Genomic DNA, 22,274 nt, shown 5'->3' with positions numbered 1-22,274 from the left:
TTACGGGCGCACGAAGACCGGGTCCACCCAGTAGTTCGTATTGCTATCGACCTGCGACGGGAAGCAGCCATTGGCGCAGGAGCTGAAGACCCCGTTACCGCCGACGGCGGAGCCGGCCGGCGCATGCAGCGGAGCGCTGTCCACACCGGAGCTCGCGAAGAATCCCGGGTCGCCGGACACCTGGCCGGAGCTCGCGAAATACGACGCGACATACACCGTGTTCGCGGCAATCGACACCGGCGTCGCCAGCTTGATCTCCGTCCACCCCGGCGTGTCCGGCCCATCCGTCCCGCGGCCCGTTCCCAGCAGCGTTCCTATCGACGACCACAGATGCACCGTGTAGCCGCCCGGATTGATGGCCTTCCGGTAGAAGCGGATCGCGGTCACCGTGCCCGCCACGTCGGACTTGAACCGGACTCCCACCTCGATGGGCAGCGTGTCGCGGTCCGCATCTGCGACCGCCTGAGCCGACGCGGGCCACAGACTGTTGCCCACGGCCACCGCTGGCGGGCTGGCGTTGGACACGAGCACGGTCGTGCGCCCTGAGTTGTTCCTGAGGCCGGCGGCATCGACGCCAATCAACTGGAGATCGTGCCGGCCATTGGGAACCAACGCCGAGTTCCACGACAGCGTGAAGGGCGCCGTCGTGCTGCTCGCGACAAAGCTGTTGTCGACGTACAGCTCGACCGCCTGCATGCCGCCCAGATCATACGCGTACGTGCTCACCGAGACAGTGCCCGTCACCACCGAGCCGCCCGTGGGCGAGGAGATCGACACCTGCGGAGTCGACTCGTCCAGATAGGGCTGGACGAAGAGCGGGATCGACGTGCGCCCCGCGGGGGTGATGTTGAAGGCCTGGAGCTGATCGCTCTGCTTGCGGACGCGGTTGCCCGGGACGACATTCGCATCGAACAGGACATCATTCGTCGTAGCGAAGGTGCAGAGCTCGAGATCCAGCCAGGTTCCCCGCTCTCCCACGCCGAAGTGCAAGGAGTTCGTGGCGTTGCGGAAGAGGGAGTTGCGAATGATGGTGGCGTCACCAACGCCGTCCGCGTTGTGATCGTCCGAGAGGATCAGGTCTGGCGACTGTCCACCGCCGTCGAAGATGAGGTTGTCGAAGCGCAGGCGCAGGTGGCCGAACTCATCCACGCCGGGCGAGACGGCCTTCATATGCAGCGCGGTCTTGCCGTTGCCGTAGAGCTTGGAGCTCTCGTAGTGATAGCCGTTGGAGTAGGCGCCGTGATCAATCCCCGCCTCCCCATTGTGATAACCCACGAAGTTGGAGATCACGTGGGGCTGGTGGTCGTTCTGCCAGGCAAAGATGCCATCGATCTTGTTGTTGTGCGCGATGTTGCCCCGGGAGAAGTTCCAGAACCCGTCGCCGTTGATCCCATCACCCTCGGGCCAGCTGAAACCCGAGGAATCGATGTTGCCCTGGACGCCCACGGCCACGGAGTCGCGGACCAGGTTGCGAAGGCCCTGGTTCATCATGAAGCCCGTCAGGTTGTAGCCCCGATATTCGGGGTCCACCCGGACGATGGCCGCCACGCACCGATCGTAGACCGTGTCATGGCTCTCATCGCCCGGATCCCACCAGTACGCCTCGTCGAAGGTGTTGTAGCTGATGGTGTCCTGGAGCGTGATGCCATGGCTCATGTGCGCGGCGAAGGCATGGGCCCCCGCATCCCGAACAACCGTTCCGCGCACCACGGAGCCCCTGCTGCCCTCCATCGAGTGGTGGAAGTGGAGGGCATAGCGGCCGAGGATGGTCTCCGTCGCGTTGGCTTCGACGGCACGGCGCGGCCCCATGTACCGGATGGAGACGTAGTTCACGGTCTGCGGCTTGTTGGAACGGATCCAGATGTGAGCGCGGTGGTTCGTGCTCGGACTCGCGCTCCCGTCACCGGTGCCTTCGATGCGAACGTTCCGAGTCAGGTTGAGCACCTCGGCTCTCCATTGGTTGTCCACCATGGGGTGCGCACGGCTCGTCGCGCGATTCAACGCGACGGTGGCGTTCGAGACGCTCACAATCGTTCCGAGATCGAAGCCGTTCCAGCTCGGGTCTCCCACCGAGGGCGCTTCCGTGGGAACGATGCTGAGCTCGTCTCCCGCGCCCCAGCCCACGGGCGACGCTTCCAGCGTGAGGGAGCTCGCCGAGGCGCCAATCCCGCCTGCCAGCCGCGTCCAAGCCGTCTTGGGCGTACCCTGGAGATCGAGCTGGCCGTCCCGCACCCACAGTCCGACTTCCGCAGGCACCACCTCCATGCCTCCGCCCACATAGGTGGCTTCGTTCACGTTGAGGAACGCCACCACGTGAACGATGGAGCGCGAGGAGGGCTTCATCGTCAGGGTGCCCCGCACCACCACGCTGCCCGTCGAGCGAAGTGTCGCCGACGCGTTCGGGTCGAACGTCAACGCCGCTCCGGTTTCGACCGTCACCCCTGCGAGTTGGGGTGAGTCCACTTGGAAGACCACGGTATGGCCGGCCGAGATCGTCACGGTGTCACCCGTGGCGGGCACATGCCCGGCGTTCCAGACCGTCGCATCCGACCAGTTGCCAGACCGGATACTGGAGAGAGCTTCACCTGCTGCAGACGCCTCGAGAGCTGCGAGAGATACGACCAAACAGAGGAGAGTTCGAGCCATCCTGATGTCTCCGACACACACAGACGGGTTGTGAGCGCGCGCGTGTCGACCCATACCATCGGTGAAACAGATTACACAAGGAGATCTGGTATTGCTCGATTTTTATGCCTTGGGGCTATCTCAGGCTTCGCCGCTGCCTAAAGCCTCACATGTGGCGCATGAAGACATGCATCATTGGCCCTGGGTCCGAAGTGACAGCGCTTGCCTATGAAACATGCGACGCGACGCGCCAACCCCCTGAAAAGTTGATTTCCCTACCCCCAATTATTTCGGAGAAGTGAAAGCGCTTGCGATAAATTGAATAAGTAGATAGGTGAGCGATTCCTTGGAACCTAGGAAAGCCGGACGTCAAAGCGATCCGCTTTTTCCCCCAACAGGAAGGTCGCCATGCCAACCCCCCTCACTTCAAGCTTCAAACCCGCTTCGGCGGGATGGAAGGCCCTGTGGTGCGCGAGCGCCGCGGGCTTGTTGCTGACCACTGGCGTCGCTTGCGACAGCAGGCCGGAGGACACCGAGCCCGTGGAGCTGGAGAGCGCCACGCAGGCGGCGATCATCGGCAGCCGGATCCAGGCGGAGAACTGGTCCTCCAGCGGCACCACCTCCGGAGGCGTTTTCAACGAGGGTGGAGGTGAGGGGCAATCCGTCGGTGGCTTCCAGGTCAACGAGCAGATCCACTACCCCTCGGTGAACTTCGGCGGCGCCAATCAGATGCAGTTCCGCATCGCGGCGCCCTACGGCGGTGGCAAGGCGGAGATCTGGGTGGACGCGGTGGGCTCGGGGACGAAGGTCGGCACGGTGGCGCTCACCGCCGCCACGGGCTCGGACTGGAACGCCTTCATCACGCAGACGGTCTCCATCACCAAGACGAGCGGCACCCACTCGCTGTACCTCAAGGGCGTCGCCACCGGCGGAGACTGGCTCTTCAAGCTCGACTGGTTCGAGCTGTATGACACGGGCAGCACCACCCCGCCGCCGACGAATCCCACGGGGACGATCCCGGTGAAGGTGATCAACAGTTGCCCGTTCAGCCTCAACGTGGCGCTGACGGGCGTGGGCAACGTGGGGCTCGAGCGCGACTCGTCGGGCAACAACATCTACCGCGCGCTGTCCGCGGGCCAGAGCTACACCTACTTCACGCCGGAGAACTACCCCAGCGGCCGCGTGAGCGCGTACAAGGTCCTGCCCTCGCCCACCTCGCCTCGTGAGCTGGAGAAGGCTGAGTTCACGCTCGAGAAGCCGAGCGGCGGCTCGCAGCTGCTCCACTACAACCTCACCTACGTGGACCACGTGGGTCTGCCCATGCGCATCACCGGCACGGGCTCGGGCTCCAGCTGCGTGCAGGTGCAGTGCAACAAGACCGCGAGCGCCATGCAGTCGGCCATCGACACGGGTTGCCCGGACGGCCTGCGCTACTCCATGGGCGGCGGCACCATCTGCCTGGCCCCGCGCTCCTTCTGCCTCGATGGGGAATATGCGAGCGACTCGCGCCGGGGCACCATCTGTACCCGCCTGGACAGCGAGATTGCCCGCTGTGCCAGCAAGTACCCGGGCCAGTGCAACCCCGGCACGGCGAAGTCGGCGCAGGTCTACGCGTGCTCGCCGCCGTTCTTCGATCAGAGCGCCAAGTGGTGCGCCGCGCTGAACCGCGGAATGCTGGACGCGCCGGACAGCACCACGGTCTCGCAGTACTACAACACCGGCAAGCCCTACAACCTGTACGCCAAGTGGGTCCATCAGCAGTGCGGTTCCGTCTACGCCTTCGCGTATGACGACTACCCGATGGCGGCCAACGAGGCGGGTTTCTTCACCTGCACCGGCGGCACCCAGCTCACCGTGACGTTCTGCCCCGCGGGCTGAGCCGCTCCCCAAGTCACCCAACCTCTTCCGACACAGGTATGAATATGAAGACACGCAACCTGATCTCCAAGGCGCTGGCCCTCTGCTGTGCCACGACGCTCTTTGGCTGTGGAAACGAGAACGCGGCTCCCGTCGAGGAGACGCCCCTCGCGCAGCAGCAATCCGAGCTGGACTACTCGCCCGGCTCTGGCTGGAACCTGGCCTGGTCCGACGAGTTCGACGGCTCCAGCCTCAACACCGGCAACTGGACGGCGCTGACGAGCAATTACGATCCCGTCACGGGCAACTGCAACTTCGGCACGGGCGAGCTGGAGTACCCGCGCGCGCAGAACGTCACCGTGAGCGGCGGCAAGCTGGTCCTCACCGCCGAGCGCACGGGCGACAACCCGGTGGACTCGCGCTGCACCGGCTACGGGGCGCGCTCGTTCTACTCGGGCCGCATCCACAGCAAGGGCAAGGTGGAGAAGCGGTACGGGAAGATCGTCGCCAGCATCAAGGTGCCCTCGGGCTACGGCATGTGGCCGGCGTTCTGGACGCTGGGCGGGAACATCTCCTCGGTGGGCTGGCCGGCCTGCGGTGAGGTGGACATCCTCGAGTGGACGTCCAACGAGCCCTCGTGGATGAAGTCCGCGGTGCACTGGTACACCACGGGCCAGGCGGACTGGGGCACGGGCGCCAACCGCGGCTACAGCCTCGCGGATGCGTTCCACACCTACGAGGTGGAGTGGAACTCCACCAGCATGGTGTTCCGCCTGGACGGCAGCATCGTCGGCACCACGTTCTACAGCACCGAGTCCGAGTTCCAGCAGAACCACTACATCATCCTGAACCTCGCGCTGGGCGGGAACTGGTACGGCAACCCGAGCGCCTCCAGCATCGATCTGGCCTCCGGCGTGAAGAAGACGATGGAGGTGGAGTGGGTGCGTTGGTACCAGCAGGGCACCACCCCGCCGCCGAGCAGCTCCGTCACCAACCCGGGCTTCGAGAACGGGATGACGGGCTGGAACACCTGGAGCCCGAACGGCACGGAGGCCGCGGACTTCAACGAGACGTACAACGGCGGCCACGGCGGCTCGTACCACCTGACGCACTGGACCAACGGCACACCGCACGAGGTGTGGACGTACCAGACGGTCTCGGGGCTGGCCTCGGGCAACTACAAGGTCCGCGCGTGGATCCGCAAGGGCGGCGCCTACGACTTCTCCCGCATCCAGGCGAAGACGTGCGCCTCGTGCAACCCCGTCTACACGGACCTGGGCACGTACGGGAGCTGGACGCTGGTGGAGACGCCCGCCATCTCCGTCACGGGCGGCTACCTGGAGTTCGGCTTCCACACGAAGCTGAGCGCGGGTAACTCCGCCAACTTCGTCCACATGGACGACGTGGAGCTCATCAAGCTCTGAGCCCCCTCACCGGGCTCATCGGTCCTGAAGCTCCTGGAGCCTCTGTCGCAGCGACTCCAGGAGCTCCGGGGGATCCCCCTGACGGAAACGGGCGATCCCCTCCTCGAAGTCGGCGCGCGCTCCGGCGGTGTCTCCTCGCCGGGCGCGCAGTAATCCCCTGTCTCGCAGCAGCTCCGGATCCACCGAGTCCTCCGCCTCCGAGGCGAGCGCATCGGTGAGATCCTGGAGGGCCTCTTCCAGTCGGCCCAGCGCCTCGCGCGCACGGGCTCGCTGGTGGAGCAGCCACGGGTTGCCAGGATCCTCCTCCAACGCCCGGGACCAGTCGCGCTCTGCTTCGGCGTGACGGCCAAGCGCTCGCAGTGACTCGGCGCGCTTCGTATAGAGGATGAGCAGCTTGCGGTGCCCCACGGACTCCACGGTGTTGAAGTCCTCCACCGCCTCCGAGTGCCGGCCCAGCCGAGCCAGGGTGAGCGCCCGGTGGAGCCGCGTGGTGAGGTGTCCCGGCGCCATCTCCAGGACTCGATCGAACCAGGGCAGGGCTTCCTCGGGCACTCGTCCCCAGATGGCCAGCGTCAGCCCCACCTCGAGCAGCACCTTCAGCTGCGTGGGGTGGGCCTCGGCAAGCTGTCGAATCTGGGCGAGTGCCTGCTCGTAGCGTCCGCTGCGCCGCAGGCGATCCACCTCGCGCAGCGGCGCGCCCAGCTCCGGCAGCCACTTCGCGCGTCCCTTGTGCTCCATCCCTCGCGTCCTCCGTCGGCGGCATCCTGTCGGTTCAAGGCCCCGAGTGGTAGGCGGGAACGCCAGGAAGTCGCCATGCCGCCCCGCGTTGGTATCCTGTCCCCCCTGCCCGGGCCTCGTGCGGAGGCTGCATTCCAGAGGGAAGAGCATGTCTGCGTGCCCATGCTGCCTGGAGGTCCTGAAGCCCGCCCTCCTGGGGCTCGGGGGCCGCCGCCTCGCGGGAAACTGCGATGTCTGCGGGAATGCCGCATGCCAGGCGTGCCTGCACTCGGGCTCACCGGCCGTGGAAGCCCTCTTCCGGCGCCGGGTACTCGAAGGATCTCCCGGGCCGCGAGGCGCTCGGGGACAGGTTTGTGGCAACTGCCTGTGGGAGTCGTTCGAGACACGCGGTGAACAGTCGCCCTTCCCCGAGCCTCCAGGTCGGCGCAGGCGGGCGACGCAGGCAGCCTGCACGCACGCCCAGGCTGTGCGGTGGATGCAGTGCTGCCCCACCTGTGGCGCACGAATGAGCTGGGAGGCCGAGCACGACAACCCGATGTGCGACGCGTGTGGCGCGCCCTCGCACGCGGCCTTCAACTGCTGCTGGGCCTGCGGCGAGTCCTTCGAGGAGGACAACGAACCCGAGGAAGTGGCCAAGGGCTACGAGCTCGCCTTCGACTGCAACTCGCCCCGGTGCGAGGGACGGGTGGCGTGGCTCATGCCGTACTGCCCCTGGTGCGCAACGGAGCAGCACTGGGAGCCGTCCGAGGAGCCGGATGCCCCGATGTGCACCGGATGCGAGGCAACGCTCGATCCCACCTGGGCCTTCTGTGCATCCTGCGGAGAAGAAGCACCGTTGCCCGAGGACTGCTTCGAGTGCGGAGCCTCACTGGAGCGGGCGGAATGCGCCGCGCGCTGCGAGCACTGCCGACGGATGGTGTGCGGCGATTGCTTCGGCGACTACTCGCTGCGAGAGGGCACTCGCGTCCAGGAACTGCTGCTGTGCGTAACGTGTGCGGAGGAGCTCGGAGCCTCACCGCTCTCGGAGGAAGAGACCCCGGCGGAAGAAGCCCCAAAGAAAGAGCCCCCGGCGGAAGAACCCTCGGAGGAAGACTCTTCCGATCCAGAGCCCCCGGCGGAAGAGGCCCAGGAGGAGCAAGCCAGACCCGCCTCGGAGCAGCGTGCGCCTCCCAGCAGCCCGTGGGACGTGCTCGGAGTGGCTCCAGGAACGCCCCTCTCCGAGGTGAAACGGGCCTACCTCGCCCTCATCACCCAGTACCACCCGGACAAGGTGGCGCAGTTGGGGCCCAAGCTCCAGGCGCTGGCGGCGGAGGAGACGCGGCGGCTCAACCAGGCCTGGAGCGAGCTGCGCCAGCGGGGCAGCCGCGCTCCCTGACGAGCTATCAGAGCGCGAAGATCAGGCCCAGCGAGGCGGTCGGGTAGACCGAGCGCAGGCTCAGCGTGCCGCCGTCGAAGGAGTGATCCGGCGTGCCCGAGGAAGTGAAACCCGGGCCCACGCGGCCAATCAGGCCAAAGTGCCCAGCCCCCGGCCGATACGTAAGGCCCACCGCAGGCTCCACGAAGAAATCAGGGCTGTACCGGGACCCGTTGCCATCCAGCTTGGAGCGGACCTCGAACTGCTCCACGCCGCCCGTCACGCCGATGAAGGGGCTCAGGGCGCCGTCCGCGAAGGTCGCCAGCGCGTAGCGGGCCTCCACACCCACGGCGAAGTGCAGCCGAGCCGCACCCACGTCCGTTCCGCTGAAGCGCGCCTGCATGCCGAGATTCCGGCGCCAGCTCCCCACGCGCCGCATCACGCCGAAGGTGAGGGGGATCTTCTCGGAGGGCGTGCCCTCGGCGCGAATCCCGTAGACGGAGCCATCCGGCGAGGGAGGCTGGATCTCCAACTGGAACGCGGAGTGGGGCCGGCGCTGCTCGGGAGCGGCCAACAGACTGGCCTGATCCGCCCACACCGGCGTGGACAGCAGCGCGGCCATCGTGAAGGCCACCTTCAAACCCTGGGAGCGGCTCGTCGTCGGGATGCTCATCGTCTTCTCTCTCGCGTTCTGGGTCGTTCGACCGTTTTTAGTTACACGACTAACTAAGACCGATGACGCGAGATGTCAAGCCGCGCTCGCAACGTTGCTCCACCCTTGCTGGACGAGGGGTGCTGCCCTATGGGGAGAGGGATGAGCCCTCCCCACCGCAGAGCGCGAGGTGCGACCCCACCGGAACCCGACGCTCGTGAGCGCCTGATCACAGCGGGCTACCGCGTACTGGCTGAGCGCGGGTACGAGGCCACGACGGTGAAGGAGGTGGCGCGCGAGGCCGGGGTGAACCAGGGCCTGGTGCACTACTACTTCGGGAGCAAGGACGCGCTGCTGCTCGCCGTCACGGCGGAGGCCCGCAGGCAGCACGAGGAGGAGCTGCAGCGGCTCCGAGAGGAGATGTCACCGGAGCGCCTCGCCACCGCGAGCTTCGCATGGGGTGAGCGGCTGCTGAAGGGCGCGCCTGCCGAGGTGCGCCTGCGCACGGAGCTGTTCGCCCTGGGGCTGCGCAACACGGAGCTGCAGCCCGCGGTGGCGGAGCTGTTGCGCCGTAGCAACGAGGGGATTGCCCAAACGGTGGCGCGCGTGCGCGGCGGCGCGGATGCACAGCCTGAAGCGGTGGATCACCAGTACGCCGCCATCATCCGGAGCTGCTTCGACGGGCTGGCCCTGCAACACCTCCTCGACGAGCAGTTCGACCCGGCTCCCGCCTTCGCGCTGCTGCGCCGCATCGTGCTGGCCAGCGTGCAAGAGCCGGAGGGCACGAAGCCTACGGCTCGCAAAGCCAAAGCCAAGGCCCAGGCCCGGAGAGCGGCGGGCGCGGTGCCACGCCGCAGGACTCCGAACCCCAGGCGACGGTAGAGCCCCTGCTCCACCGCCTCAGCGAGAGGTGGGATCGCTCGAGTCCTTCTTGCTGTCGCGGATCCAGGACATCATCTCGCGCAGGCGGCGGCCCACGTCCTCGATGGGGTGCTGGCGGCCCTGCTCACGCAGCTTGTCGAACATGGGGCGCCCGGCCTGGTTCTCGAGGATCCACTCCCGAGCGAAGGCGCCCGTCTGGATCTCCTTGAGCACCTTCTTCATCTCCGCGCGCACCTGCTCGTTGATGAGGCGCGGTCCGCGCGTGTAGTCGCCGTACTCGGCGGTGTCGCTGATGGAGTGGCGCATCCAGCCCATGCCGCCCTCGTACATCATGTCCACGATGAGCTTGAGCTCGTGCAGGCACTCGAAATAAGCGCTCTCGGGCTGATAGCCAGCATCCACCAGGGTGTCGAAGCCCGCCTGGACGAGCGCCGTGACACCGCCGCAGAGCACCGCCTGCTCACCGAAGAGATCCGTCTCGGTCTCCTCCTTGAACGTGGTCTCCAGCAGACCTGCGCGCGTCACGCCGAGCGCCCGCGCATAGGACATGCCCACGGCCTTGGCTTGACCGGTGGCATCCTGGTGGATCGCGATCAGCGCCGGAGTCCCCTTCCCGTCCTGGTAGAGGCGGCGAACCAGGTGGCCGGGAGACTTGGGAGCGATGAGCAGTACGTCCACGTCCGAGGGAGGGCGGATCTGCCCGTAGTGGATGTTGAAGCCGTGCGCGAAGAACAGGGCCTTGCCCTTGGTGAGGTGGGGCGAGATGTCCGCATCGTAGATCTGCTTCTGCGTCTGATCGGGCGCCAGGATCATGATGGTATCGGCCCACTGCGCGGCGTCGGAGACCGAGAGCACCTTGAGCCCGGCCCCTTCAGCCTTGGCCTTCGAGCGGCTGGAGGCATGGAGCCCCACGCGAACGTCCACGCCGGACTCCTTGAGGTTGAGGGCGTGGGCATGGCCCTGGCTGCCATAGCCGATGATCGCGACCTTGCGGGCGCGGATGGTCTCGATGGAGGCGTCTTTGTCGTAATAGATGGTCGTCATGTGAAGAATCCTTGTGGGGGTGAAGGGGTTACGAAGAAGGGGGCTACTTTCGAGGCAGGTAGGTCAACCACTCGGAGGAGCGAGGCAGTTCGCCGCGCACGGCCGACTGATAGGCCTGTTGAAGCTTCCGGGTGATGGGGCCCGTACGACCGGTGCCGATGGTGCGGAAGTCGATCTCGCGGAAGCCAACGATCTCGGCGGCGGTTCCAGTGACGAAGACCTCATCCGCCATGTAGAGCTGGTCTCGCGACAAGGGCTGAGCGCTCACCTCGAGGCCCATCTCGCGCGCCAGGATCATCACCGTGTCGCGGGTGATGCCCTCGAGGACCTGCGCCTCGGGAGGCGTCAGCAGCCGCTGGCCCTTGACGATGAAGATGTTGGCGCCGGTGCACTCGGCCACCAGACCCTGGGCATCCATCATGATGGCCTCGTCGAAGCCCAGGCGCACCGACTCCGTCTTGGCCAGAAACGAGTTGGGATAGTTGCCGGCGATCTTCGCCTTGGTCATCACCACGTTGGGGTGGTGGCGCGTGTACGAGGAGACGTTGGCCCTCACGCCGCGCTCGGCGGCCTCCGGCCCGAGGTACGCGTTCCAGGGCCACACGGAGATCCCCACGTGGGCCTGGCCCGCGTCGACATTGAGGTTCCAGCCTCCTCCAGCCAGGTAGACGAGCGGGCGCAGGTAGCACTCTTCGAGCCCGTTGGCCTGGACCGTCTCCAGACAGGCTTCGATGAGCTGGCCCACGGAGAAGGGCAGCTCCCGCCAGCCCAGCACCGTCGCGGACTTGTAGAGCCGCTCGATGTGCTCGCGCAGGCGGAAGATCGCGGGGCCATTCGCGGCACGGTAGCAGCGGATGCCCTCGAACACCGCCATGCCATAGTGCACCGCGGGAGTCATGAAGGGCATCTGTACCTCGGCCCCCGCCATGATCTTCCCGTTCAGCCAGATGTATTTGCAGTCCATGTATGTGGTCTCTCTTCGAACGACGCGCTCAGGCGGCCCGCTCGGGCGGGGGCTCCGTCTTCGCATCCAGCAGCTCAGTGAGTGCGGACTGGGCTCCGCGGGCCATGGCGATCGAGCCGGTGCGCACCATCTCGATGATTCCGTGGGGGCGCAGCACCTCGATGAGCCCGTCGATCTTGTCCGAGGTACCCGTGAGCTCCACCATCAGCGAGGACGGCGTCACGTCGATGGCGCGCGCCCGGAACACCTCGCAGAGCTGGAGCACCTTGGCGCGGGACTCCTCGTCAGCCCGGACCTTGATGAGGGCCAGCTCGCGAGCCACCGTGCTCTGATCCGAGATGTGCTCCACGTAAAGCACGTTGATGAGCTTGTAGAGGTTGGCCTCGAGCAGGCGCGCTTCCCGGTCATCCGCCATCACCACCAGGGTGATGCGGGAGATGTTGGGGCGCTCGGTGCGAGCCACCGTGAGCGAGTCGATGTTGTAGGCCCGGCGCCGGAACAGCGAGATGACGCGGTTGAGGACGCCAGGGCGGTCCTCGACGTGGGCGATGAAGGTGCGGGGACGGGGTGTGTTCATGGCGGGTTCCTCAGACGGCTCCACTGGTCCACGGCGAAGTTCCGGTCGCCACGCTCTCCGACGAGGGCCGGCGGATCATGTCGTCGAGATCCGCGCCCGAGGGGACCATGGGGTAGACGGCGTCCTCCTTCTCCACCCGGAAGTCGATGACGGTGCTGCCAGCCTGGGCACGCGCTTGAGCCACCGCCTCGGCGATCTCCTCGCGGCGGGTGACTCGCAGACCGTTCAGCCCGTGCGCCTCGGCGAGCTTCACGAAGTCGGGGTTGCGCAGGGCCGTGGCGCTGTAGCGGTTCTCGTAGAAGAACTGCTGCCACTGCCGGACCATGCCCAGGTAGCCGTTGTTGATGATGGCCACGTGGATCTTCAAGCCCTCCTGAGCGCAGGTGGTCAGCTCGGCCGCCGTCATCTGGAAGCCGCCGTCGCCCACCACCACCCAGACTTCATCGTCCGGCCGGGCGAACCGCGCTCCAATCGCGGCGGGCAGCGCGAAGCCCATGGTGCCCAATCCACCCGAGGTGATGAGCTGCCGTGGGCGATCGTGCCGGTAGTACTGCGCCTCCCACATCTGGTGCTGGCCCACGTCGGTGACCATGAGCGCCTTGCCCTGGGTCAGCCACCACAGGTCATGGATGACGTGCGCGGCATGGAGCCGGCCGTTGTGGGGCATGTATTGGATGTCGCGCACCGCCGAGTCGCCCTTGAGCGCGCGGATGCGATCCATCCACGGCGTACAGGTGCGGTTCTTGATGCGCGGGAGCAGCCGGGTGAGCGTCTGGCGGAGATCTCCCACGAGGCCCACGTCCACCTTGACGTTCTTGTTGATCTCCGAAGGGTCGATCTCGACGTGGATCTTCCGGGCCTTGCGCGCGAACGTCTTCAGGTTGCCGGTGACGCGGTCATCGAAGCGCATCCCCAGGGCGATGATGAGATCGGACTCCTGGATGGAGGTGTTGACCCAGGCCTCTCCGTGCATGCCCATCATCCCGAGGCTGAGCGGGTGGGTGGCGGGGAAGCCGCCCAGGCCGAGCAGGGTGCTGGCCACGGGGATGCCCGTCTTCTCCACCAGCTCCATCAGCAGCCCGGAGGCCTCGGCCTTGAGGATGCCGTGGCCGGCGAAGATGAGGGGGCGCTCGGCGGAGGCGATGAGTTCGACGGCGCGGTCCAGCTCCTCCGTCGAGGGCTGGTGCTCGGGGCGGTAGCCCTGCAACCGCACCGGCCGGGACTGCCAGTCGTCATCGCAGGAGCCCTGCTGCGCATCCTTGGTGATGTCCACGAGCACGGGACCGGGCCGGCCCGAACGGGCGATGAAGAACGCCTCGCGAAGGGTGGGCGCGATGTCCTCCACGCGGGTGACGAGATAGTTGTGCTTGGTGATGGGCAGGGTGACGCCAGTGATGTCCGTCTCCTGGAAGGCGTCACTGCCAAGGAGCGTGGAGGTGACCTGGCCGGTGATGCAGACGATGGGCGAAGAGTCCAGCATCGCGGTGGCGATGCCCGTCACCAGGTTGGTGGCTCCCGGTCCCGAGGTGGCCAGGCACACGCCCACCTTGCCCGAGGCCCGCGCGTAGCCATCCGCCATGTGTGCCGCGGCCTGTTCGTGGCGCACGAGCACGTGCCGGACCGAGCGCTGATGCATGGCATCGTAGATGGGCATGATGGCCCCACCGGGATAGCCAAAGACGACATCCACGCCCTCGCTGGCGAGGACGTCCCAGACGATCTCGGCACCGGTACGTTTTGCCGCGCCGAGGGGCCGCTCCGGTGCAGGCGCACCGGAGGGAACCTCGGGTTCCATGTTCGACAGTGCAGCCTTGGTTCCAGCTCCAGGTTTCGTCATCTGCGCCTCCACGGCGAACCACTTGGAATTCAGGAGGCCGAAAAACGAAAACCCCGCCACCGTTTCCGGGGCGGGGTCTCGCGTTTCGGCCTGGTAGGGGACTTCAAACCAGTCTCAAAACGGCGGCCCGCTCCCGTAGGAAATGGATACGGATACCAGCGCTACGCGAACGATGCCCTGCACTAGGGAACGCGCGCCCCGGCCCGTCGCCGTGCGTAGGTTCCGCGTGATGCAGGAGGAGAGGTTCGTCATCGCCAGTTGAATCCCATCATGCTCCAAGTGCGTACGGACAGCAAATCACTTTGGAAATCCGAGCGGCGCGGGCAGCGCGGATGCATGGGATTCCCTATTCCGTGCCCGGTACGCCCGGTCTTTCATCGGCCCATGAATGACTCCTGAACGTCCGTTACGCGTCTCCTTCCCGTCCCGCCACTCGCTCGGTGCGCGACTGGGACTGGCGTTCGCTCTGCTCGTGATGTTGCTGGGAAGCCTCGGTGCCTATTCCCTGGGCGAGCTGACCCGGGTGAACGATTCCCTGGAGGAGTTCATCGACCAGCGCTACCACATCATCGATCTCGTCAACGAGGCCAGCGACCTCCACGACGAGAACGCGCAGCTCGCCCTGCAGTTGTTCCTCATGAACACGATTGGGAGCGAGCCGGGGAGCACGGGCACTCTCACCGCGGCCATGGGCCGGAACAGTGCGGAGCTCACCCAGTTACTGAAGGAACTCTCCGGGAGGATGCGCTCCGAGCAGGAGCGCGCCCTCTTCGCCGCGGTGGATGCGAACCGGACGCCGTACATCACGAGCCGCGCGCAGGTGAGGCGCCTCTTCGATGAGGGCAAATCCCGCGAGGCCGTGGCCCTGCTGAACCGGGAGACCATGCCGCGCCTCGCGGAGTACCGGCGCTCCTGGAAGGCGCTCATCGCGCTCGAGCGAGCACGGATGCAAGCCACGGCGCTGGAGAGTTCGAAGAGACATGCCCAGGTCGAAGAGACCATTCTCGGGGTCATCGGGCTCGCCATGCTGATGGCTGTTGGAGTGGCGCTGCTCACCACCTGGGCTGTGACGCGCCCCATCACGCGAGTAGCCCAGCACGCCCAGCGGATCGCCGGGGGGCAGCTGCGTGAGCGCATCCCCGTCACCCATGGCGCTGAGATTGGCAAGCTCCAGCAGGCCATGGGAGACATGACGGAGCGGCTGTCCCATGTGCTCGGAGAAGTGCGCGCGGGAGCGGAGATGCTCTCGGGGAGCAGTGAGCAGGTCTCCTCGGCCTCGCGGACGCTGTCGCAGGGAACCGCGGAGCAGGCCTCATCGGTGGAGGAGACGAGCGCGAGCCTCGAGCAGATGAACGCCACCATCCGCATCAACGCGGAGCTCAGCGGGCAGACCGAGCAGGTGGTGCTCCAGGCCGCGGACGAGGTGAAGCAGGTGGAGCAGGCGGTGCAGGAGAGCGTCCTGGCGTTGAGGCGCATCGTCGAGCACATCTCCATCGTCGAGGAGCTGGCCTACCAGACGAACCTGCTCGCGCTGAACGCCGCCATCGAAGCGGCGCGAGCCGGTGACCATGGCCGGGGCTTCTCGGTGGTGGCCGCCGAGGTGCGCAGGTTGGCCGAGCGCTCCCAGAGCGCCGCCCGGGAGATCGAAACGGAGGCAGGCAACAGCATCCAGGTGGCGGAGCGCTCGAACCGGGTCCTCGCGGCGCTGCGGCCTTCCATCCAGCAGGCCGTCGAGCTCATCCAGCAGGTGAGTGCCTCGTCCCGGGAGCAGGCAACGGGAGTGGCCTACATCACCGTGGCAATGACGAGCGTGGACTCCGTCACCCAGCGCAACGCCCGGGGCGCCGAGATGCTGGCCACCACGGCCGAGGAAATGACCCGGCAGGCCGATACGCTCCGACGCCTGCTCACCTTCTTCACCCTGCGGAGCTAACGGCGCTTGAGGGCGATGAAGGTGTCGTACTCGGTGCCTTCGAGGATCCGCGGCTCGATCCGCGCCTCGAGCCCCACCTCCGCGAAGAGGCGCAGCCAGGTGGCCCGGGGAAACAGGCCATCGCGGTGCACGTCATGAACGGAGCGGACACTCCCATCCCGCTCCCGCAGCAGCAGCGCGAAGTGGACGGCGTTGAAGGTCTCTCCCGGGTCCGGGGGCAACGTCCACATCAGGTAGCGCAGCGATCGCGAGCGCCCATCCGGGCCTAGCGGTTCGTCTCCGCCGCCCAGCTCCTCACCTGGTGCGAAGGTCTCCCGCGTGGCATCCGGAGCGACCAGGGCAACTCCACCGGGCCGCAGGTGGATGGTGACCGTCTCCAGCGCCGCGCGCAGGTCCGCCTCGGTGGTCATGTACATGACCGCGTCGTGCACGAACACGGCATCGAACAGGCGGCCGAGGCGAACAGAGCGCATGTCGCCAGGGAGGTGCTCGCACTCGGGGTTGAGGGCGCGGCTGACTTCGCGCATCCGCTCGGAGGGCTCGACCAGGGTGAGCGAGAATTCCTTCTTGAGGAAGCTGGCGTTGTTGCCACCACCACTGCCCAGCTCGAGCACCTCCTTCAGGGGTCCGGATGCGGCGGACCGGAAGAGCCGGAGGTATTCGCTGGCCTCTTCGCTGTACTCGGCCGGAGCAGAGACCAACGGCCACCAATCGGCGAGTTCTTCGTAGAGTTTCATGATGGGTGGCTGGGAGGATGCTTCACCGCCGGGGCGGCAGCAACGGGGCGAGCCCGGCGATGATCACCCGCAGACCTTGCTCGAAGCGTTCATCGAAGCCGGTGAACATCTCCTTGCCGGCCGCCAGGGCCAGCGGGAACTTCTCCGCGTCGATCCGACTGGCACGCTGGGCCTCATCATATTGCGAGTCACGCTCGCCCGGCCGGGGGTGCACCGCCTGCTCCTCGATCGTGAAGCCGATCGTGTAGCTGTAGGTGATGTTGTAGCCTTGCACCGCATCCCGGAGTGAGAAGCCCGCGCCCGTGAGCTTCCTCAACACGAACTCCAGGGCTTCGTAGAGCGTGCTGTCGGTGAGGTGCGTGCCGCTGAACACCTTGGCCCCATCCCGGTAGCCCAGCAGCATCTGATGCAGGTTGCGCCCCAGGTCCATCATCCACTCGTCCCAGGGCTGCTTCGGATCCGGCTGGCCCGTGGCCGTGACGAAATCTCGCAGCATGGTGGTGGCCATCTCGTCGAGCAGGTCCTGCTTGCTCTTGAAGTGCCAGTAGAGCGCTGGCGCCTGCACGTCGAGCTCCTTGGCGATCCGCCGCAGCGAGAGCCCCTCCAATCCCACCTCGTTGAGCAGCTGCAGTGCCGTGCGCACCACCAGCTCGGTGTCCAGTCGCATCGTCCCCTTTTCTGTCAGGCCCACTTGACTCCTTAACACTGTTCAGGGCACCTTAACGACGTTAAATTAACGCTGTTAAGGAGCTGGGCTGGCAGGTCTCCGTGGGGGACACCTCCGCCCGCTCGCAAAGAGGAGCGCGCTGTGAAGACACTGCTGAATCCTCAGGTGCTGATTGTGGGAGCCGGACCTACCGGACTGACGCTGGCCTGTGAGCTCGCCCGGCGGGGAGTGGAGCATCGGATCATCGAGAAGAGCCCTGAGCCCTTCGTGGGCTCACGCGGCAAGGGACTGCAGCCGCGCACCCTGGAGATCTTCGAGACCATGGGCGTGGTCGATGCAATGCTGGCCGCGGGAGGGCCCTACCCGCCCCTTCGCGCCTACGCTGGGACTCGGGTGGCCTGGGAAGGGTACATGCACGAGCCCAGCCCGCCGGTACCGGAGGTGCCCTACCCCAACGGGCTGATGCTTCCGCAGTGGCGCACGGAGGAGCTGCTGCGTGCCCGGCATGCCGCGTCCGGAGGCCGCGTGGAGTTCGGCACCGAGCTGGCGGGCTTCGAGCAGGATGCCGAGGGCGTCACGGTCACCCTGATCCAGGCGGGCCAAACGGAGCAGGTGCGAGCGCGCTACGTGGTGGGCGCCGACGGCGGCCGCAGCTTCGTCCGCAAGCACCTGGGCGTGAGCTTCGAGGGCGAGACGCACGAGACCGAGCGGATGCTGATCGGCGATGTCCAGGCCAACGGGCTGGACCGGGAGCACTGGCACATGTGGGGCAATCTCGAGACCCGGACGCTCCGGGCCGGGCTGTGCCCCCTGCCTGGCACGAACGTCTTCCAGTTCACGGCGCCCCTCGCCGCGGACGAGGAGCCCGAGCTGTCATTGGAGGCCATGCAGCGGATGTTCGACGCCGCCTCGGGCCGCTCGGACGTCCGCCTGCACAACATGCGCTGGGTGTCGCTGTACCGGGTCAACATCCGCATGGTGGACCGCTACCGGGTGGGCCGGATCTTCCTGGCTGGAGACGCCGCGCATGTGCACTCCCCCACGGGCGCCCAGGGCCTCAACACCGGAGTCCAGGACGCCTTCAACCTGGGCTGGAAGCTCGCGCAGGTGCTGGCGGGTGCCCCCGAGGCGCTGCTGGACACCTATGAGGAGGAGCGGCTGCCGGTGGCCGCGGGCGTGCTCGGCCTCAGCACCCGGCTGCTTCGCAAGAGCCTCCAAGGCGATCCCGATGCCTACCGACGAGGCCCGGAGCTCAATCAACTGGGACTCCACTATCGTGGCAGCTCCATCGTGCGGGATGCACGCCCCGCCCCCTCAGGACTCCAGGCGGGAGACCGGGCTCCCGATGCGCCCTGCCACGATGGCTCCGGCGCTCCGAAGCGGCTGTTCGAGCTCTTCCGCGGAACGCACTCCACCCTGCTGGCCTTCGGCGCGGCTCAAGCCGACCTGCTCAGCCAGCTCGACGCCCGGTACGGACCCGACGTTCGCGCGCACCTCGTGGTCCGGCCGGGAGACTCCGCCAGCAAGCTCTCGGTCATCGACTCCCAGGGCCATGCCTTCCGCGCCTACAGTATCGACAGCGACATGCTCGTGCTGGTCCGCCCCGATGGCTACGTGGGATGCGTCACCCCGCCCTCCTCGGTCGACGTGCTCGACGACCATCTCCGGCTCGTGTCGGCTCAGCCGATCCGCCGCCCCAGGAAGTCATAGGCCTCGAGCTGAAGCTGGCTCGCGGGAGTCCGCGGATACTCGGAGTCCAGCAGGGTGAAGCACAGCAGATCCGCCCGCGTGTGGTGGGGAGCGAGTTGCCGGTCGCGCAGCCGCCCCTCGAACGTGAACCCCAGTCGGCGAGCCATCGCCGCGCTCCGCTCGTTCTCTGGGAGGCACATCAGGTCCAGGCGCTTCACCTTGTCGAACTCGAAGGCCGTCTTGACCATGGCCGAGGCCATCTCCGTGGCAAGGCCCCGGCCCACCGCGTCGCGGCGGAACCAGTAGGAAATCTCGAGCGCGCCGAGGCCAGCCCGCTTGAGCAGCCCCGTCTCCCCCAGCATCCGCCCTGTCTCCAGCTCGAAGGTGCCGTATCCCCGGTCCTGGTCCAGATCGAAGCTCCCGCGCATCTTCCGGACATGGGCGGCATGGACTTCCAGCGGGATCCCCTCCGGGGTGCGAGGGAACATTTCGTCCAGGTGCTCCCCGCTGGAGTCGACCGCCTCCTTTCGCTGCGAGGCATCGGCCGGCTCCAAGCAGCGCACCACGAGGCGTGCCGTTCGCAACACGTAGGGAGGCGTCAGGCCAGCAGGGGCAAACGTGCTCATGCGCGGGTTCTACCGGAAAAGGCCGGGGCAGAGGCGGCTGGGCTCGGAACCCCCGGAGGATGAGCCTTCCGATCCCGAGGCAACACAAACTTTTGCTGCGGCAAGACCTCCCACGGCCCGCGGCGGGGCCCAGCCTCCACCTTTCACCTCTCTGGGACTCCCGTTCAGAGAGGGCCGCGTATACTCTGCGCCCCATCTGGAGCCCCGCCCCCCCTTAGGAGCCCCGCCCTTCCATGAGTCAGTCGAAGCCTCCGGTCAAATCCTCAGGCGCCGCGGAACGGCCGTCCGCCTATGCGCGGTTCCTGTCCCTGCCCACTCCTTCGGACACCGTGCGGGGGCTGTTCATCAACGGCGTGCTGGGCGTGGTGAAGAGCCATGGGGGGGAGGCAGCCCTACGCGAGGTCTACCAGTTGCTGGCTGACAAGCGCTTCGAGCGCAGCTTCATCAGCTTCTCCAGCTACCCGACAGCGGACTTCGTGAAGGTGCTGGTCGCCGCCTCGCAGGTCCTGGCGCCCCAGTTCGGCAGCCCGGATGCCACGGCCCGCCACCTGGGCGCCTCCACGGTGCGCGACTTCCTGGACTCCATGGCGGGCAGGACGTTGATGCTGCTGTCCGGCAACTCGGCGCAGAAGATGCTGAGCAACATCCCCTCGGCCTACCGGGCCGCGTCGAGCTTTGGCGAGCGGACAGTGGCGGCCACGGGCGAGAAGAGCGCCGTGGTCACCTTCCGCCATGACTTCATGCCGCTGGCCCACACCGAGGGCGTCCTGCTGGCGGTGCTGCAGGCCTCGGACGTGAAGAATCCGCAGGTTCGCTCGCGCTCCCTGGGGACGCTGGACAGCGAATACGACGTGTCCTGGGACTAGCGCTCCCAAGCAAGCGAGGCCCCTGTACGACAACGGGCCTCAGCCCTGCCGCTTCATGGGGCCGAGCACCGTACGGAGCCGGCGCACGGCGTCCGGCATGTCCGAGGCGCTCGTGCCGCCAAAGCCCAGGACGAGCCCCTGGCGCGAGGCCTCGCCCAGGTAGCAGCTCGACAGCGGCATGACCCACAGGCGTTCCTGCGCGGCGCGGACGGAGAGCTGCCGGTCTCCCATGCCTGGGGGCAAGGTCGCGACGAGGTGCATGCCCGCCTGCGCGCCGATCACCCGCAGCGCCGGACCGAACTCCTTGCCGAGAGCCTCCACGAGGGCGCTGCGCCGTTCGCGGTAGAGGGCTCGCATCCTCCGGAGATGACGGGCGAAGTGCCCCTCTCCGATGAAGTCCGCCAACACGGGTGGGTACAGGGTGGGCGGGAACAGATCCATCGCATCCCGGGCGCGCGCGAAGCGGGGGACGAGATCCGCGGGGATGACCAGATAGCCGACCCGCAGCGCCGGGAAGAGGACCTTGCTGAAGCTCCCGATGTAGATGACGCGCGCATCCCGATCGAGCCCCTGCAGCGCCGGGACGGGGAGGCTCTCGTACCGGAATTCGCTGTCGTAATCGTCCTCGATGATCCAGGCACCGCTGCGCTGAGCCCACTCCAGGAGTTGGAGCCGGCGCGACGCGCTCATGGTCACCCCCAGCGGGTACTGGTGAGAGGGGGTGACGTAGACGGCGCGTGCCTTCGGGCTCCGAGCCATTCCGGTGGCGACCTCCAGGCCCTCGTCATCGACAGGGACAGGCACGAGCCGGGCACCGGCCTGGGCCAGCAATTGCCTCGCTCCGGCGTAGCCGGGGTCCTCGACCCACACGGGGCTACCGGGATCGAGCAACACACGAGCCGACAGTTCCAGGGCCTGCTGCGAGCCGCTGACCACCATGATCTGCTCGGCTTCACAGCGGAGTCCCCTCACAGTCCGGAGATAGGAGGCCAGGGTCTCGCGGAAGGGCTTGTAGCCCATGGGATCGCCGTAGTTGAGCAGGCTGCGCGGAGAGCGCCGGCAGTGGCGGCTGACCAGGCGGGCCCAGACCTGGATGGGAAAGCGCTCGACGGCGGGCTGGCTCACGCGAAAAGCCCCCCAACCCTCGAGCCAGGGTTCCACTTCCGCCTGGACGGGCTCCGCAGCACGCCGGGAGACAACCCGCCGCCCGGGCTGCGCGAGGGTGCTCGATGCCGGAGTACGCCGCTCCCGCGCCGGAGCCTCACCCGGGAGGGAACTCGCCACGAAAGTCCCCGCGCCGACACGGCTCTCCAGATAGCCCTCGGCCAGGAGTTGCTCGAATGCGTTCAGGACAGGGATGCGGGAGATCCGGAGTTCGTTGGCGAGACTCCGTGTCGAGGGGAGCTTCTGGCCCGCGCGCAACCGGCGGTCGATGATCGCCTCGCGATAGCCCTCATACAGCTGCCGGTACAGCGGCTTCGCCGAGCCCCGCTCGATGGCGATGATGGTGTGAATGCCCGTGGGAGCTCGGCTCATGCCCCCAGGATAGTGGTCATCTCGAGAAGAGAGAAAGCGTTCGAGGGCCGATGACCACTCGAGCAGGGGCGTCGGCATGGAGCGGTTCACCCTGCTCACGGGTGCCAGGCGAATCCGCTCCCTTCTCTTCCTTCTCGTGCTCCTGCTCCAGAGCATCGTCGAGCTTCTTGGCGAGCCGGAGCAGCCCGTCGAAAGACATGAGCAAGAGGTCATCGATGAGCAGCATGGTCAGCTCCTTTCTGCCATGCATACTCTCACGCGCCCCT

The 22,274-nt window shown here is 66.9% G+C and carries 19 protein-coding genes; 7 read left to right on the top strand and 12 right to left on the bottom strand.

The features are described from left to right. The gene (locus KY501_RS18595) at positions 1–2,646 is read right to left on the bottom strand and encodes a DUF4082 domain-containing protein (protein ID WP_224364523.1); all 2,646 of its coding nucleotides are present in this window, start codon (positions 2,644–2,646) and stop codon (positions 1–3) included. 387 nt (positions 2,647–3,033) lie between these two features. Here KY501_RS18595 and KY501_RS18590 point away from each other — a divergent pair, with 387 nt between their 5' ends. Together KY501_RS18590 and KY501_RS18585 are read left to right on the top strand one after the other, a co-directional pair. Further along, positions 3,034–4,503 carry a carbohydrate-binding protein gene (locus KY501_RS18590; RefSeq protein ID WP_224364522.1) on the top strand — a complete coding sequence of 490 codons (1,470 nt, stop codon included), beginning with the start codon at positions 3,034–3,036 and terminating at the stop codon, positions 4,501–4,503. Between the two features lie 44 nt (positions 4,504–4,547). After that, a complete protein-coding gene (locus KY501_RS18585; protein ID WP_224364521.1) occupies positions 4,548–5,906 on the top strand; it encodes a glycoside hydrolase family 16 protein in 1,359 nt (452 codons plus the stop codon). A 15-nt stretch (positions 5,907–5,921) separates the two neighbouring features. On the opposite strand, the gene KY501_RS18580 is transcribed toward KY501_RS18585, so the two are convergent. Next, on the bottom strand, positions 5,922–6,644 hold the full coding sequence (locus tag KY501_RS18580) for a tetratricopeptide repeat protein (protein WP_224364520.1): 723 nt from the start codon (positions 6,642–6,644) through the stop codon (positions 5,922–5,924). A 505-nt stretch (positions 6,645–7,149) separates the two neighbouring features. Between KY501_RS18580 and KY501_RS18575 the strand changes: the two genes are divergently transcribed. Beyond that, positions 7,150–8,019 (top strand): J domain-containing protein, encoded by an 870-nt coding sequence (locus tag KY501_RS18575; protein ID WP_224364519.1) that lies wholly within the window; start codon positions 7,150–7,152, stop codon positions 8,017–8,019. A gap of 7 nt (positions 8,020–8,026) precedes the next feature. Here KY501_RS18575 and KY501_RS18570 read toward each other — a convergent pair whose 3' ends face one another. Continuing rightward, on the bottom strand, positions 8,027–8,671 hold the full coding sequence (locus KY501_RS18570; RefSeq protein ID WP_224364518.1) for a hypothetical protein: 645 nt from the start codon (positions 8,669–8,671) through the stop codon (positions 8,027–8,029). Between the two features lie 141 nt (positions 8,672–8,812). On the opposite strand from KY501_RS18570, the gene KY501_RS18565 reads away from it, so the two are divergent. After that, positions 8,813–9,532, top strand: coding sequence for a TetR/AcrR family transcriptional regulator (locus KY501_RS18565; protein ID WP_224364517.1), 720 nt, complete (start codon positions 8,813–8,815; stop codon positions 9,530–9,532). Between the two features lie 18 nt (positions 9,533–9,550). On the opposite strand, the gene ilvC is transcribed toward KY501_RS18565, so the two are convergent. From ilvC to ilvB, 4 genes are read right to left on the bottom strand one after another with little or no spacing between them, the layout of a single operon-like run. Beyond that, entirely contained in the window at positions 9,551–10,576 is a 1,026-nt protein-coding gene (gene ilvC / locus KY501_RS18560; RefSeq protein WP_224364516.1) for a ketol-acid reductoisomerase, read from the bottom strand. Positions 10,577–10,619: 43 nt separating this feature from the next. Then, the gene (locus tag KY501_RS18555) at positions 10,620–11,540 is read right to left on the bottom strand and encodes a branched-chain amino acid transaminase (RefSeq protein WP_224364515.1); all 921 of its coding nucleotides are present in this window, start codon (positions 11,538–11,540) and stop codon (positions 10,620–10,622) included. Positions 11,541–11,568: 28 nt separating this feature from the next. After that, entirely contained in the window at positions 11,569–12,117 is a 549-nt protein-coding gene (gene ilvN / locus KY501_RS18550; RefSeq protein WP_224364514.1) for an acetolactate synthase small subunit, read from the bottom strand. 10 nt (positions 12,118–12,127) lie between these two features. Beyond that, positions 12,128–13,954, bottom strand: a complete 1,827-nt coding sequence (gene ilvB / locus KY501_RS18545) for a biosynthetic-type acetolactate synthase large subunit (protein ID WP_224364513.1) — start codon at positions 13,952–13,954, stop codon at positions 12,128–12,130. Between the two features lie 388 nt (positions 13,955–14,342). Between ilvB and KY501_RS18540 the strand changes: the two genes are divergently transcribed. Then, positions 14,343–15,887 carry a methyl-accepting chemotaxis protein gene (locus KY501_RS18540; protein ID WP_224364512.1) on the top strand — a complete coding sequence of 515 codons (1,545 nt, stop codon included), beginning with the start codon at positions 14,343–14,345 and terminating at the stop codon, positions 15,885–15,887. On the opposite strand, the gene KY501_RS18535 is transcribed toward KY501_RS18540, so the two are convergent. Together KY501_RS18535 and KY501_RS18530 are read right to left on the bottom strand one after the other, a co-directional pair. Continuing rightward, complete coding sequence (locus KY501_RS18535) at positions 15,884–16,624, bottom strand: class I SAM-dependent methyltransferase (protein ID WP_224364511.1); 741 nt, start codon at positions 16,622–16,624, stop codon at positions 15,884–15,886. The genes KY501_RS18540 and KY501_RS18535 overlap by 4 nt on opposite strands. Positions 16,625–16,646: 22 nt before the next feature. Continuing rightward, complete coding sequence (locus KY501_RS18530; RefSeq protein WP_224364510.1) at positions 16,647–17,291, bottom strand: TetR/AcrR family transcriptional regulator C-terminal domain-containing protein; 645 nt, start codon at positions 17,289–17,291, stop codon at positions 16,647–16,649. A 141-nt stretch (positions 17,292–17,432) separates the two neighbouring features. On the opposite strand from KY501_RS18530, the gene KY501_RS18525 reads away from it, so the two are divergent. Next, positions 17,433–19,001, top strand: a complete 1,569-nt coding sequence (locus tag KY501_RS18525; RefSeq protein ID WP_224364509.1) for an FAD-dependent oxidoreductase — start codon at positions 17,433–17,435, stop codon at positions 18,999–19,001. On the opposite strand, the gene KY501_RS18520 is transcribed toward KY501_RS18525, so the two are convergent. Next, positions 18,971–19,606 carry a GNAT family N-acetyltransferase gene (locus tag KY501_RS18520; protein WP_224364508.1) on the bottom strand — a complete coding sequence of 212 codons (636 nt, stop codon included), beginning with the start codon at positions 19,604–19,606 and terminating at the stop codon, positions 18,971–18,973. The two genes, KY501_RS18525 and KY501_RS18520, sit on opposite strands and share 31 nt — an antisense overlap. Before the next feature lie 233 nt (positions 19,607–19,839). Between KY501_RS18520 and KY501_RS18515 the strand changes: the two genes are divergently transcribed. After that, positions 19,840–20,472, top strand: coding sequence for a DUF2378 family protein (locus KY501_RS18515; protein WP_224364507.1), 633 nt, complete (start codon positions 19,840–19,842; stop codon positions 20,470–20,472). Between the two features lie 39 nt (positions 20,473–20,511). Here the strand turns inward: KY501_RS18515 and pdxR are convergent, their stop codons facing one another. Then, a complete protein-coding gene (gene pdxR / locus KY501_RS18510; RefSeq protein ID WP_224364506.1) occupies positions 20,512–22,008 on the bottom strand; it encodes a MocR-like pyridoxine biosynthesis transcription factor PdxR in 1,497 nt (498 codons plus the stop codon). A gap of 16 nt (positions 22,009–22,024) precedes the next feature. Then, positions 22,025–22,234, bottom strand: coding sequence for a hypothetical protein (locus KY501_RS18505; protein WP_224364505.1), 210 nt, complete (start codon positions 22,232–22,234; stop codon positions 22,025–22,027). Positions 22,235–22,274: the final 40 nt, after the last annotated feature.

Source organism: Hyalangium versicolor (assembly GCF_020103695.1).
GTDB lineage: Bacteria > Myxococcota > Myxococcia > Myxococcales > Myxococcaceae > Hyalangium > Hyalangium versicolor.
This window is presented reverse-complemented; position numbering and strand designations above follow the sequence as displayed.